Annotated in this window: 19 protein-coding genes; all 19 read left to right on the top strand. The window is 67.1% G+C overall.

Translation table 11 applies throughout. The features are described from left to right. Window positions 1-175: 175 nt before the first annotated feature. The 19 genes from rpsL to ABEA15_RS19520 all read left to right on the top strand — a co-directional run bounded on the left by rpsL (window position 176) and on the right by ABEA15_RS19520 (window position 11,681). Window positions 176-547, top strand: coding sequence for a 30S ribosomal protein S12 (gene rpsL, locus ABEA15_RS19610; protein ID WP_040274940.1), 372 nt, complete (start codon window positions 176-178; stop codon window positions 545-547). 2 nt (window positions 548-549) lie between these two features. Further along, complete coding sequence (gene rpsG / locus ABEA15_RS19605; RefSeq protein ID WP_311545737.1) at window positions 550-1,020, top strand: 30S ribosomal protein S7; 471 nt, start codon at window positions 550-552, stop codon at window positions 1,018-1,020. A 45-nt stretch (window positions 1,021-1,065) separates the two neighbouring features. Then, complete coding sequence (gene fusA, locus ABEA15_RS19600; protein ID WP_344141897.1) at window positions 1,066-3,180, top strand: elongation factor G; 2,115 nt, start codon at window positions 1,066-1,068, stop codon at window positions 3,178-3,180. 53 nt (window positions 3,181-3,233) lie between these two features. Further along, on the top strand, window positions 3,234-4,427 hold the full coding sequence (tuf, locus tag ABEA15_RS19595) for an elongation factor Tu (RefSeq protein ID WP_344141896.1): 1,194 nt from the start codon (window positions 3,234-3,236) through the stop codon (window positions 4,425-4,427). A gap of 260 nt (window positions 4,428-4,687) precedes the next feature. Next, a complete protein-coding gene (rpsJ, locus tag ABEA15_RS19590) occupies window positions 4,688-4,996 on the top strand; it encodes a 30S ribosomal protein S10 (RefSeq protein WP_017621536.1) in 309 nt (102 codons plus the stop codon). 13 nt (window positions 4,997-5,009) lie between these two features. Continuing rightward, on the top strand, window positions 5,010-5,660 hold the full coding sequence (rplC, locus tag ABEA15_RS19585; protein ID WP_344141894.1) for a 50S ribosomal protein L3: 651 nt from the start codon (window positions 5,010-5,012) through the stop codon (window positions 5,658-5,660). Window positions 5,661-5,663: 3 nt separating this feature from the next. Beyond that, entirely contained in the window at window positions 5,664-6,341 is a 678-nt protein-coding gene (rplD, locus tag ABEA15_RS19580) for a 50S ribosomal protein L4 (RefSeq protein WP_345558095.1), read from the top strand. Further along, on the top strand, window positions 6,338-6,628 hold the full coding sequence (gene rplW, locus ABEA15_RS19575; RefSeq protein ID WP_311545732.1) for a 50S ribosomal protein L23: 291 nt from the start codon (window positions 6,338-6,340) through the stop codon (window positions 6,626-6,628). The genes rplD and rplW overlap by 4 nt, the downstream gene beginning before the upstream one ends. Window positions 6,629-6,702: 74 nt before the next feature. Next, window positions 6,703-7,536, top strand: coding sequence for a 50S ribosomal protein L2 (gene rplB / locus ABEA15_RS19570; RefSeq protein WP_311545731.1), 834 nt, complete (start codon window positions 6,703-6,705; stop codon window positions 7,534-7,536). Window positions 7,537-7,548: 12 nt separating this feature from the next. Continuing rightward, window positions 7,549-7,827, top strand: a complete 279-nt coding sequence (gene rpsS, locus ABEA15_RS19565; protein ID WP_156001696.1) for a 30S ribosomal protein S19 — start codon at window positions 7,549-7,551, stop codon at window positions 7,825-7,827. 71 nt (window positions 7,828-7,898) lie between these two features. Next, the gene (rplV, locus tag ABEA15_RS19560) at window positions 7,899-8,276 is read left to right on the top strand and encodes a 50S ribosomal protein L22 (protein ID WP_156001857.1); all 378 of its coding nucleotides are present in this window, start codon (window positions 7,899-7,901) and stop codon (window positions 8,274-8,276) included. After that, entirely contained in the window at window positions 8,276-9,097 is an 822-nt protein-coding gene (gene rpsC, locus ABEA15_RS19555) for a 30S ribosomal protein S3 (RefSeq protein ID WP_344141889.1), read from the top strand. Before rplV ends, rpsC begins: the two co-directional genes overlap by 1 nt. A 3-nt stretch (window positions 9,098-9,100) precedes the next feature. After that, a complete protein-coding gene (rplP, locus tag ABEA15_RS19550) occupies window positions 9,101-9,517 on the top strand; it encodes a 50S ribosomal protein L16 (RefSeq protein ID WP_344141888.1) in 417 nt (138 codons plus the stop codon). Window positions 9,518-9,593: 76 nt separating this feature from the next. Further along, window positions 9,594-9,848 (top strand): 50S ribosomal protein L29, encoded by a 255-nt coding sequence (gene rpmC, locus ABEA15_RS19545; RefSeq protein ID WP_040274920.1) that lies wholly within the window; start codon window positions 9,594-9,596, stop codon window positions 9,846-9,848. Beyond that, window positions 9,845-10,120 (top strand): 30S ribosomal protein S17, encoded by a 276-nt coding sequence (gene rpsQ, locus ABEA15_RS19540; protein ID WP_344141887.1) that lies wholly within the window; start codon window positions 9,845-9,847, stop codon window positions 10,118-10,120. Before rpmC ends, rpsQ begins: the two co-directional genes overlap by 4 nt. A gap of 105 nt (window positions 10,121-10,225) precedes the next feature. Further along, window positions 10,226-10,594, top strand: coding sequence for a 50S ribosomal protein L14 (gene rplN, locus ABEA15_RS19535; protein ID WP_311545726.1), 369 nt, complete (start codon window positions 10,226-10,228; stop codon window positions 10,592-10,594). Window positions 10,595-10,597: 3 nt separating this feature from the next. Continuing rightward, the gene (gene rplX, locus ABEA15_RS19530; protein WP_311545725.1) at window positions 10,598-10,903 is read left to right on the top strand and encodes a 50S ribosomal protein L24; all 306 of its coding nucleotides are present in this window, start codon (window positions 10,598-10,600) and stop codon (window positions 10,901-10,903) included. Continuing rightward, window positions 10,903-11,487, top strand: a complete 585-nt coding sequence (gene rplE, locus ABEA15_RS19525) for a 50S ribosomal protein L5 (RefSeq protein ID WP_344141885.1) — start codon at window positions 10,903-10,905, stop codon at window positions 11,485-11,487. The genes rplX and rplE overlap by 1 nt, the downstream gene beginning before the upstream one ends. Before the next feature lie 8 nt (window positions 11,488-11,495). Next, window positions 11,496-11,681 (top strand): type Z 30S ribosomal protein S14, encoded by a 186-nt coding sequence (locus ABEA15_RS19520; protein ID WP_311545723.1) that lies wholly within the window; start codon window positions 11,496-11,498, stop codon window positions 11,679-11,681. Window positions 11,682-11,831 lie beyond the last annotated feature (150 nt).

Raw genomic sequence — 11,831 nt, 5'->3', positions numbered from 1 at the left:
ACACCTCCTCCCAGCGAAACGACCGCAGGGTCGGACGTTATCCGGATTCCGCCATGCTTGGGGTAGAGCGCGACACGCCCGGGTGCGGGGGTAGGGGAGGACGGGAAGTCCAGCAGGTCACAGGACACATCGGCTAAGAAGAACCGGCGTAGGTCACGAGAAAGACGGAGACGCGGTGCCCACCATCCAGCAGCTGGTCCGCAAGGGCCGACAGGACAAGGTCGCAAAGAACAAGACCCCGGCGCTGAAGGGGAGTCCGCAGCGTCGTGGTGTGTGCACGCGTGTCTACACCACTACGCCGAAGAAGCCGAACTCCGCCCTGCGCAAGGTCGCCCGTGTGCGCTTGAGCAGCGGGATCGAGGTCACGGCCTACATCCCCGGTATCGGACACAACCTCCAGGAGCACTCCATCGTGCTCGTGCGCGGCGGTCGTGTGAAGGACCTGCCGGGTGTCCGGTACCGGATCGTCCGCGGCTCTCTCGACACCCAGGGCGTGCGTAACCGCAAGCAGGCGCGAAGCCGTTACGGCGCTAAGAAGGAGAAGTAAGCATGCCGCGCAAGGGCCCGGCGCCGAAGCGCCAGCTCATTACCGACCCGGTCTACGGATCGCCGCTCGTCACCTCGCTGATCAACAAGGTGCTGCTCGACGGCAAGCGCTCGATCGCCCAGGGGATCGTCTACAAGGCCCTCGAAGGCGCGCGCGAGAAGACCGGCCAGGACCCGCTCGTGGTGCTCAAGCGTGCGCTGGACAACGTGAAGCCCGCCCTCGAGGTGCGCAGCCGCCGTGTCGGCGGCGCCACCTACCAGGTGCCGGTCGAGGTCCGCTCGTCCCGCAGCACGACCCTCGCTCTCCGCTGGCTGGTCACCTACTCGCGCAAGCGCCGCGAGAAGACCATGACCGAGCGGCTGTTGAACGAGCTGGTCGACGCCAGCAACGGGCTGGGCGCCAGCGTCAAGCGCCGCGAGGACACCCACAAGATGGCGGAGTCGAACAAGGCCTTCGCCCACTACCGCTGGTAATCCCCGCGGCTTTATCGATACGAGACCGAGAGAAGACGAGCCCTCATGGCTACCACTGCTCTTGACCTTGCCAAGGTCCGCAACATCGGGATCATGGCGCACATCGACGCGGGTAAGACCACGACCACCGAGCGCATCCTCTTCTACACCGGCGTGAACTACAAGCTGGGTGAGGTCCATGACGGCGCGGCCACCATGGACTGGATGAAGGAGGAGCAGCAGCGGGGTATCACGATCACGTCCGCGGCTACGACCACCCACTGGGACGACCACACGATCAACATCATCGACACGCCCGGCCACGTCGACTTCACGGTCGAGGTCGAGCGTTCGCTGCGTGTGCTCGACGGTGCCGTCGCTGTGTTCGACGCCAAGGAGGGTGTCGAGCCGCAGTCGGAGCAGGTCTGGCGCCAGGCCGACCGCTACGGGGTTCCGCGGATCTGCTTCATCAACAAGATGGACAAGATCGGTGCGGAGTTCCAGCGCTGTGTCGACATGTTCTCCGACCGCCTGAACACGAACCCGCTGCCGGTGCAGCTGCCGATCGGCGCCGAGTCGGACTTCAAGGGCGTCATCGACCTGGTGCACATGAAGGCGCTGGTCTGGAGCGAGGAGACGAAGCTGGGGGAGATGTACGACACCGTCGACATCCCCGACAGCCACGCCGAGGCCGCCCGTGAGGCCCACGACAAGATGATCGAGACGCTGGCCGAGGCCGACGACGAGATCATGGAGCTGTACCTGGAGGGCGTCGAGCCCACGATCGAGCAGGTCAAGCCGGCCATCCGGCGCGCGACGATCGCCGGCACCGCTATCCCGGTGCTGTGCGGCACCGCGTTCAAGAACAAGGGTGTGCAGCCGCTGCTCGACGCCGTGGTCGACTACCTCCCCGCGCCGCTGGACGTCGAGGCCATCGAGGGCCACGACCCCAAGGACGAGTCCGAGGAGGCCGCACTCTCCCGGCGTCCGTCCGAGGAGGAGCCGTTCTCGGCTCTGGTCTTCAAGATCATGAGCGACCCGCACCTGGGCAAGCTCACCTACATCCGGGTCTACTCGGGTGTGCTGGACACCGGCACGCAGGTCCTGAACAGCGTGAAGGGCCGCAAGGAGCGCATCGGCAAGATCTACCGGATGCACTCCAACAAGCGCGAGGAGATCCAGCGTGTGGGCGCCGGCGACATCGTCGCGGTGATGGGTCTGAAGGACACCACCACCGGCGAGACGCTGTGCGACTCCGCCAAGCCGATCGTGCTGGAGTCGATGACGTTCCCGGCGCCGGTCATCGAGGTCGCCATCGAGCCCAAGAGCAAGAGCGACCAGGAGAAGCTGGGTGTGGCCATCCAGCGCCTCGTCGACGAGGACCCCTCCTTCCGGGTGTCCACCGACGAGGAGACCGGCCAGACGGTCATCTCGGGCATGGGGGAACTGCACCTCGAGGTGTTCGTCCACCGCATGCGCGACGAGTTCAAGGTCGAGGCGAACATCGGCCGGCCGCAGGTGGCCTACCGCGAGACCATTCGCAAGAAGGTCGAGAAGGTCGACTACACCCACAAGAAGCAGACGGGTGGCCAGGGCCAGTTCGGCCGCGTGGTGATCGACCTGGAGCCGCTGCTGTCCGAGGACGGCGGCGACAGCGCGGGCTACGAGTTCGTCAACAACATCACGGGCGGCCGCATCCCCCGGGAGTACATCCCCTCGGTGGACGCCGGCTGCCAGGAGACTGCCGAGTTCGGCATTCTCGCCGGATACCCCCTGGTGGGGATCAAGGTGACGCTGCAGGACGGCGCGTACCACGACGTCGACTCCTCCGAGCTCGCCTTCAAGGTCGCCGGCTCCATGGCGTTCAAGGAAGCGGCGCGCAAGGCCAAGCCGGTTCTGCTTGAGCCCGTCATGGCGGTGGAGGTCACGACGCCCGACGACTACATGGGCGACGTGATCGGCGACCTGAACAGTCGGCGCGGTCAGATCCAGTCGATGGAGGAGCGCTCGGGCACCCGTGTGGTCAAGGCCCAGGTGCCCCTCTCGGAGATGTTCGGCTACGTGGGTGACCTGCGCAGCCGTACGCAGGGTCGAGCCACGTACACGATGGTGTTCGACTCCTACGCGGAGGTCCCGTCCAGCGTCGCAGAAGAGATTGTGGCGAAGGCGCGCGGCGAGTAACCGCGATACGTATCCAGTCCAGCTAGCAACCCTGTACGTCTAGGAGAAATCCAGTGGCGAAGGCCAAGTTCGAGCGGAGCAAGCCGCACGTCAACATCGGCACCATCGGTCACATCGACCACGGTAAGACCACGCTTACCGCCGCCATCACCAAGGTTCTGCACGACGCTTACCCGCAGCTGAACCCGTTCACGCCGTTCGAGGACATCGACAACGCTCCTGAGGAGCGCGAGCGCGGTATCACCATCTCCGTCGCGCACGTCGAGTACGAGACCGAGCAGCGCCACTACGCGCACGTCGACTGCCCCGGCCACGCCGACTACGTGAAGAACATGATCACCGGTGCGGCGCAGATGGACGGTGCCATCCTGGTCGTGGCCGCCACCGACGGCCCGATGCCCCAGACCAAGGAGCACGTGCTCCTGGCCCGCCAGGTCGGCGTGCCCTACATCGTGGTCGCGCTGAACAAGGCCGACATGGTCGACGACGAGGAGATCTTCGACCTGGTCGAGCTGGAGGTCCGCGAGCTCCTCAACGAGTACGAGTTCCCGGGCGACGAGGTTCCGGTCGTTAAGGTCTCCGCGCTGAAGGCGATGGAGGGCGACGCCGAGTGGAGCCAGAACGTCCTCGAGCTGATGAACGCCGTTGACGAGAAGATCCCGAACCCGGAGCGCGACGTCGACAAGCCGTTCCTGATGCCGATCGAGGACGTCTTCTCGATCACCGGCCGCGGGACCGTCGTCACCGGCCGCGTCGAGCGCGGTGTCATCAACGTCAACGAGACCGTCGACATCGTCGGCATCAAGGAAGACAAGCAGACCACCACCGTCACCGGTGTGGAGATGTTCCGCAAGCTGCTCGACCAGGGCCAGGCGGGCGACAACGTCGGTCTGCTCCTGCGCGGCACCAAGCGCGAGGACGTCGAGCGCGGCCAGGTCGTCATCAAGCCCGGCACGACGACCCCGCACACGCAGTTCGAGGCGCAGGTCGTCATCCTGTCCAAGGACGAGGGCGGGCGCCACACGCCCTTCTTCAACAACTACCGTCCGCAGTTCTACTTCCGCACGACCGACGTCACCGGCGTCGTCACGCTGCCGGAGGGCACGGACATGGTCATGCCCGGTGACAACACCGAGATGTCCGTCCAGCTCATCCAGCCGGTCGCGATGGAGGAGGGCCTGCGGTTCGCCATCCGCGAGGGTGGCCGGACCGTCGGCGCGGGCCGAGTGACCAAGATCATCAAGTAGCACGGGACGTGCGGGGGCGGGCCCGGCGACGACGCCGGAACCGCCTCCGGGGGCGGCCGGGCCGCGCGAGACTCGGCCCGGCCGCCCCCGACATGACCGACGTCATCGGGCTCTGTAGCGGTGATGCGCCTCAGGGGACAGCCCTGTTGCAGATTCTCAGGTGAATAGAGCCACCCAAGGGCAAGCCCCTGTGGGGCACGTGCCGGCGGCAGCCGGCGCCGCGCCTCTACGGACACTAAGCGAAGGACGAAAAGGCCACCATGGCGGGACAGAAGATCCGCATTCGGCTCAAAGCCTATGACCATGAGGTCATCGACAGCTCAGCTCGCAAGATCGTCGAGACCGTGACGCGGACTGGTGCGAGCGTCGCTGGCCCGGTGCCGTTGCCGACGGAGAAGAACGTTTACTGCGTCATCCGCTCGCCGCACAAGTACAAGGACTCGCGCGAGCACTTCGAGATGCGCACGCACAAGCGGCTGATCGACATCATCGACCCGACGCCGAAGACCGTCGACTCGCTCATGCGGCTCGACCTCCCGGCCGGCGTCGACATCGAGATCAAGCTTTAAAGGACGCACTGACATGGCCACCAAGCAGATCACGGGAGTACTGGGCGAGAAGCTCGGCATGACCCAGGTCTTCGACGACGCGGGCAGGATCGTGCCCGTGACGGTTCTGAAGGCCGGTCCGTGCGTCGTGACGCGCGTCCGTACTCCGGAGACCGATGGCTACTCCGCCATCCAGATCGGCTACGGGAAGATCAACCCGCGCAAGGTGAACAAGCCGCTCGGCGAGTACCTGCGCAAGCACGATCTCACCCCGCGCCGCCACTACGTCGAGGTTCGCACCACCGACGCCGCCGAGTACCAGCTCGGCCAGGAGCTCACCGCCGACGCCTTCGAGGTCGGCGAGTTCGTCGACATCACCGGCAAGAGCAAGGGCAAGGGCTTCGCCGGCGGGATGAAGCGCCACGGCTTCCGCGGCCTGAGCGCCACCCACGGCACCCAGCGCAAGCACCGTTCGCCCGGCGCCATCGGCGGCTGCGCCACGCCCGGGCGCGTGTTCAAGGGCACCCGGATGGCCGGGCGGATGGGCAACGTGCGCAAGACCATCCAGAACCTCTCCGTCCACTCGGTGGACGCGGAGAAGGGGCTGATCATGGTCAAGGGCTCGGTTCCCGGTCCGAACGGCGGACTGGTGCTCGTCCGCACCGCCGTGAAGGGGGGTAAGTAAGCCATGGCTTCGACCATCAACGTGAAGGACGCCCAGGGCAAGGCCGGCCGCAGCGTCGAGCTGCCCGAGTCGATCTTCGACCAGAAGGCGAACATCCCGCTGATGCACCAGGTCGTGCTGAGCCAGGAGGCCGCCGGCCGCCAGGGCACGCACGCCACCAAGACCCGCGGCATGGTCCGCGGCGGCGGCAAGAAGCCCTACCGCCAGAAGGGGACCGGTCGCGCCCGCCAGGGCTCGACGCGCGCTCCGCAGTTCGTGGGCGGCGGCACGGTCCACGGCCCGCAGCCGCGCGACTACACGCAGCGGACTCCCAAGAAGATGAAGGCCGCGGCACTGCGCAGCGCGCTCTCCGACCGCGCCCGCCACGACCGCGTGCACATCGTCAGCGAGTTCGTCGGCGAGGACGTCGCCACCAAGCGCACCCAGACCGCGCTGAAGGCGCTGCGCCAGGTCACCGCCTCCGCCAAGGTGCTGGTCGTGCTGGAGCGCGCGGACGAGCACAACCGGCTCGCCCTGCGCAACGTTCCCGAGGTGCACATCCTCGACGCCGACCAGGTGAACACCCGCGACGTCCTCTACTGCGACGACGTGGTCTTCACCGAGCGGGGCTACGAGGAGTTCCTGGCCCACGCTCAGGGCACCGCCAAGGCGGTGCGCGAGTCGCAGGAGGAGGACCAGTGAGGATCCCCGACCCTCGGGACATCATCGTCGAGCCGGTGATCTCCGAGAAGAGCTACGGGCTCATGGACCAGAACAAGTACACGTTCCTGGTCCAGCCCACGGCCAACAAGACGCAGATCAAGATCGCGGTGGAGAAGATCTTCGAGGTGAAGGTCACCAGCGTGAACACGATCAACCGTCCGGGCAAGCGCAAGCGGACCCGCTTCGGGTACGGCAAGCGCCCCGACACCAAGCGGGCGATCGTGAGCCTGCGCGACGGCGACCGGATCGACATTTTCGGCGTGTGAGCGTTTCGCCGCACAGGCGAGCCGGTCCCCCGAGCGATCGCAACGAGTAATACGCAAAGGAATGCGCGAAGAAGATGGGCATTCGTAAGTACAAGCCGACCTCACCAGGTCGCCGCGGCGGAAGCGTGGCCGACTTCGTCGAGATCACGCGCGACCACCCGGAGAAGTCGCTGGTGCGGCCGCTCCACTCCAAGGGCGGTCGCAACGGCAAGGGCCGCATCACCGCCCGCCACCAGGGCGGCGGGCACAAGCGGGCCTACCGGGTGATCGACTTCCGCCGCCACGACAAGGACGGCGTCCCCGCCAAGGTCGCCCACATCGAGTACGACCCCAACCGCACCGCGAGGATCGCGCTGCTGCACTACGTGGACGGCGAGAAGCGCTACATCCTGGCGCCCGCCGGCCTCAAGCAGGGCGCCCGCGTGGAGAACGGCCCCAACTCCGACATCAAGCCGGGCAACTGCCTCCCGCTGCGCAACATCCCCACGGGTACCTTCGTGCACGCGGTCGAGCTGAAGCCCGGCGGCGGCGCGAAGCTGGGCCGGTCGGCCGGGTCGCAGATCCAGCTCCTGGCCAAGGAGGGCGCCTACGCCACGCTGCGCATGCCCTCCGGCGAGATGCGCCAGGTCGAGGTGACCTGCCGCGCCACCGTCGGCCAGGTGGGCAACGCCGAGCAGTCCAACATCAACTGGGGCAAGGCCGGACGCAACCGCTGGCGGGGCAAGCGCCCCACCGTCCGCGGTGTCGCCATGAACCCGGTCGACCACCCGCTCGGCGGTGGCGAAGGCAAGAGCTCGGGCGGCCGGCACCCGGTCAGCCCCTGGGGCAAGCCCGAGGGGCGCACCCGCAGGCCGAACAAGCCCAGTGACCGGCTCATCGTGCGTCGGCGTAGCAAGAAGAAGCGGTAAGGAGCACGTCTGATGCCACGTAGCCTTAAGAAGGGCCCCTTCGTCGACGACCACCTGATCAAGAAGGTGGAAGAGCAGAACGAGAAGGGCACCAAGAACGTCATCAAGACGTGGTCGCGGCGTTCCATGGTCGTTCCCGAGATGATCGGGCACACCATCGCCGTCCACGACGGCCGCAAGCACGTCCCGGTGTTCGTCTCCGAGTCGATGGTCGGTCACAAGCTCGGCGAGTTCGCTCCCACGCGCACTTTCCGCAGCCACGTCAAGGAAGACCGCCGTAGCCGCCGCTAGCGGTTGCATTAGGAGTAAGAGCCATTACCCCACGGTGCGTGGGGGTGATTTCCGTGAGCGAGGGAAAAGCGATGGGAACGAGGGCACAGGCACGGTTCGTCCGTGTTACGCCCCGAAAGGCCCGCCGGGTGGTGGACCTTATTCGCGGGTTGCCCGCTGACGAGGCACAGGCGGTGCTCCGGTTCGCGCCTCAGGCGGCGAGTGAACCGGTGGGCAAGGTGCTCGCGAGCGCCATCGCCAATGCCGAGCACAACGACAAGCTGGACCGCGAGACGCTGGTGGTCGGTGGAGCTTGGGTGGACGAGGGTCCGACCCTGAAGCGCATCCGGCCGCGCGGCTTCGGCCGCGCGTTCCGGGTCACCAAGCGGACGAGCCACATCACTGTGGTCGTTGAGCCGCGTGAGACCGCGGGCGCCTCGTCGACCAAGACGAAGGAGAGGACCCGATAGTGGGGCAGAAGGTCAACCCGCACGGGTTCCGACTCGGCGTTACCACCGACTACAAGACCCGGTGGTATGCCGACAAGCTGTACAAGGACTACGTCAAGGAAGACGTGGCCATCCGCCGGATGCTGAACCGCGGCATGGAGCGCGCCGGGATCTCCAAGGTCGAGATCGAGCGCACCCGTGAGCGCGTCCGCGTCGACATCCACACCGCCCGGCCGGGCATCGTCATCGGCCGCCGCGGTTCGGAGGCCGACCGCATCCGCGCCGACCTGGAGAAGCTGACCAACAAGAAGCAGGTCCAGCTCAACATCCTCGAGGTCAAGAACCCGGAGACCGACGCTCAGCTCGTCGCTCAGGGTGTGGCGGAGCAGCTGTCCAGCCGAGTCGCGTTCCGTCGGGCGATGCGCAAGGCCATGCAGAGTGCGATGAAGAGCGGGGCCAAGGGCATCCGCATCCAGTGCGGAGGCCGCCTCGGCGGTGCCGAGATGTCGCGTTCGGAGTTCTACCGCGAGGGCCGCGTGCCCCTGCACACGCTCCGCGCCGACATCGACTACGGCTTCTTCGAGGCCCGCACCACCTTCGGCCGGATCGGCGTGAAGGTGTGGATCTACAAGGGCGACGCTCCCGCGACCCGCGCCGAGCGCGAGGCGGCCCAGGCCGCGCAGCGCGCTCCGGGCGGTGGCGGCGGCGGTGGCGCGGGCCAGCGCCGTGAGCGCCCCGGGCGCCGTCGCCGCGGCGGCCAGGGCCAGCAGGGCGAGGCCAAGGCCGGCGCCGGTGCCGAGTCCGGTCAGGGCGCGGAGAAGTCCGGGAACGAGGGGAGCTGACCGATGCTGATTCCCCGCAAGATCAAGTACCGCAAGCAGCACCACCCCGACCTCACGGGGCGGGCCAAGGGCGGCACGAAGGTCAACTTCGGCGAGTACGGCATCCAGGCGCTGGACGCCGCCTACGTCACCAACCGGCAGATCGAGGCCGCCCGTATCGCCATGACGCGGCACATCCGCCGTGGCGGCAAGGTGTGGATCAACATCTTCCCGGACCGCCCCATCACCAAGAAGCCGGCCGAGACCCGCATGGGCTCCGGCAAGGGTTCGCCCGAGTGGTGGGTGGCGCCGGTCAAGCCCGGGCGCGTCATGTTCGAGCTGTCGGGTGTGCCGGAGCCGATCGCCAAGGAGGCCATGCGCCGGGCGATGCACAAGCTCCCCATGAGGTGCAAGTTCGTGAAGCGCGAGGTGGAGGCGTGATGCGGGCGACGCAGAAGCTCCCCATGCGGTGCTTGCCGAAGACATGCAAGTTCGTGAAGCGCGAAGTGGAGGCGTGATGGCGAAGTCCCTGACCGCCCAGGAGCTGCGCGGCCAGTCCGTCGAGGACCTGGTGGGCAAGCTCAAGGAGGCGAAGGAAGAGCTGTTCAACCTCCGCTTCCAGGCCGCCACCGGGCAGCTGGACAACCACAGCCGGCTGCGCACCGTCAAGCGTGAGATCGCCCGGATCTACACGGTCATGCGCGAGCACGAGCTCGGAATCATGCCGCTTACCGGTGAGTCGGCTGAGAAGACGAAGGAAGCAGCCGAATGAGCGAGACCACGCAGAGTTCGACGCGGAACTACCGCAAGGTGCGCGAGGGCTACGTCGTCAGCGACAAGATGTCCAAGACGGTCGTCGTCGAGGTCGAGGACCGCGTGAAGCACTCGCTTTACGGCAAGGTCATCCGCCGCACCACCAAGTACAAGGCCCACGACGAGGGTGAGACCTGCGGCGTCGGCGACCGGGTGCGAATGATGGAGACCCGGCCGATGTCCGCGACCAAGCGCTGGCGCGTCGTGGAGATCCTGGAGAAGGCCAAGTAACCCCCGGATCCGGCGGCCGGTTCGTGGAGATCGGCCGCCCCAGGGGTGTGACCACCTAGCAGCGCGGGCCCTGGCGGGCCACGCGCGCACAAATCAGGAGCAGACGTGATTCAGCAGGAGTCGCGACTCAAGGTCGCCGACAACACGGGGGCCAAGGAGATCTTGACCATCCGTGTCCTCGGCGGCTCGGGTCGGCGCTACGCGGGCATCGGCGACACCATCGTGGCGACAGTCAAGGACGCCCTCCCCGCCGCGGGCGTGAAGAAGGGCGATGTCGTCAAGGCCGTGATCGTGCGCACCTCCAAGGAGCGCCGCCGGCCCGACGGCTCCTACATCCGCTTCGATGAGAACGCCGCCGTGCTCATCAAGGACGGTGGGGACCCGCGCGGCACCCGCATCTTCGGACCGGTCGGCCGCGAGCTGCGGGACAAGAAGTACATGCGCATCATCTCGCTAGCGCCGGAGGTGCTCTAGGCGATGAAGATCAAGAAGGACGACGAGGTCGTCGTCATCGCCGGCAAGGACAAGGGTGCCACCGGGAAGGTCATCAAGGCCCTGCCCCGGGAGCAGCGTGTCGTCGTCGAAGGCGTCAACCTCATCAAGAAGCACAAGCGGGCGAACCCGGCGGGCGGCCAGCAGGGCGAGGTCGTCACCATGGAGGCCCCGATCCACGTGAGCAACGTCGCGATCGTGGACGACGGCCAGCCCACGCGCGTCGGTTACCGCTTCGAGGAAGACGGAACCAAGGTTCGGATCTCCCGCCGTACCGGTAAGGACATCTGATGACGGTCGACACTGAGACCTCCGCCCCGAAGGCCCCGGAGATGCCGCGGCTGAAGGAGAAGTACCGCTCGGAGATCATCGCGGCCCTGCGCGAGGAGTTCGGGATCGGCAACATCATGCAGATCCCCGGTCTGACCAAGATCGTGGTGAACATGGGTGTGGGCGACGCCGCGCGCGACGCCAAGCTGATCCAGGGCGCGGTGAACGACCTCTCGCTGATCACCGGCCAGAAGCCGCGGATCAACCGGGCGAAGAACTCGATCGCGCAGTTCAAGCTGCGCGAGGGCATGCCGATCGGCGCCAGCGTCACGCTGCGCGGCGACCGGATGTGGGAGTTCCTCGACCGGCTGCTCTCGCTGGCGCTGCCCCGGATCCGCGACTTCCGCGGGCTCTCGCCCAAGCAGTTCGACGGGCGCGGGAACTACACCTTCGGGCTGACCGAGCAGGTCATGTTCCACGAGATCGACCCCGACAAGGTCGACCGGCAGCGCGGAATGGACATCACGGTCGTCACCTCGGCGACCACCGACGACGAGGGGCGCAGCCTGCTGAAGCGGCTCGGCTTCCCCTTCAAGGAGTCCTAGGGGAGACCATGGCTAAGAAGGCTCTGATCGCCAAGGCGAACCGCAAGCAGAAGTTCGGCGTTCGCGCATATACTCGGTGCTCGCGGTGCGGCCGTCCGCGCGCCGTCTTCAGGAAGTTCGGCCTGTGCCGCATCTGCTTCCGCGAGATGGCCCACCGCGGCGAGCTCCCCGGCATCGCCAAGGCGAGCTGGTAGGTCCCCTGCGCCCGTGCCCGCCGGACCAGCGCCACGGTGCGCGGTCCTCGGCGGGCACAGGCGCGGCCGCTCCGGCGGCCGCCTGCTCGCACAGCGGACTGTAGGAATCGCGGTCCCGGCCCCGGCCGGAACCGCGAGCGACAACCGACA

This window comes from Streptomonospora halophila (assembly GCF_039542725.1).
Classification (GTDB): domain Bacteria; phylum Actinomycetota; class Actinomycetes; order Streptosporangiales; family Streptosporangiaceae; genus Streptomonospora; species Streptomonospora halophila.
This window is presented reverse-complemented; position numbering and strand designations above follow the sequence as displayed.

Coding starts and splice junctions, on each gene's coding strand:
- rpsG (WP_311545737.1), top strand. CDS start 550: ATGCCGCGCAAGGGCCCGGCGCCGAAGCGCCAGCTCATTACCGACCCG.
- fusA (WP_344141897.1), top strand. CDS start 1,066: ATGGCTACCACTGCTCTTGACCTTGCCAAGGTCCGCAACATCGGGATC.
- rpsJ (WP_017621536.1), top strand. CDS start 4,688: ATGGCGGGACAGAAGATCCGCATTCGGCTCAAAGCCTATGACCATGAG.
- rplC (WP_344141894.1), top strand. CDS start 5,010: ATGGCCACCAAGCAGATCACGGGAGTACTGGGCGAGAAGCTCGGCATG.
- rplD (WP_345558095.1), top strand. CDS start 5,664: ATGGCTTCGACCATCAACGTGAAGGACGCCCAGGGCAAGGCCGGCCGC.
- rplB (WP_311545731.1), top strand. CDS start 6,703: ATGGGCATTCGTAAGTACAAGCCGACCTCACCAGGTCGCCGCGGCGGA.
- rpsS (WP_156001696.1), top strand. CDS start 7,549: ATGCCACGTAGCCTTAAGAAGGGCCCCTTCGTCGACGACCACCTGATC.
- rplV (WP_156001857.1), top strand. CDS start 7,899: ATGGGAACGAGGGCACAGGCACGGTTCGTCCGTGTTACGCCCCGAAAG.
- rplP (WP_344141888.1), top strand. CDS start 9,101: ATGCTGATTCCCCGCAAGATCAAGTACCGCAAGCAGCACCACCCCGAC.
- rpmC (WP_040274920.1), top strand. CDS start 9,594: ATGGCGAAGTCCCTGACCGCCCAGGAGCTGCGCGGCCAGTCCGTCGAG.
- rpsQ (WP_344141887.1), top strand. CDS start 9,845: ATGAGCGAGACCACGCAGAGTTCGACGCGGAACTACCGCAAGGTGCGC.
- rplX (WP_311545725.1), top strand. CDS start 10,598: ATGAAGATCAAGAAGGACGACGAGGTCGTCGTCATCGCCGGCAAGGAC.
- rplE (WP_344141885.1), top strand. CDS start 10,903: ATGACGGTCGACACTGAGACCTCCGCCCCGAAGGCCCCGGAGATGCCG.
- ABEA15_RS19520 (WP_311545723.1), top strand. CDS start 11,496: ATGGCTAAGAAGGCTCTGATCGCCAAGGCGAACCGCAAGCAGAAGTTC.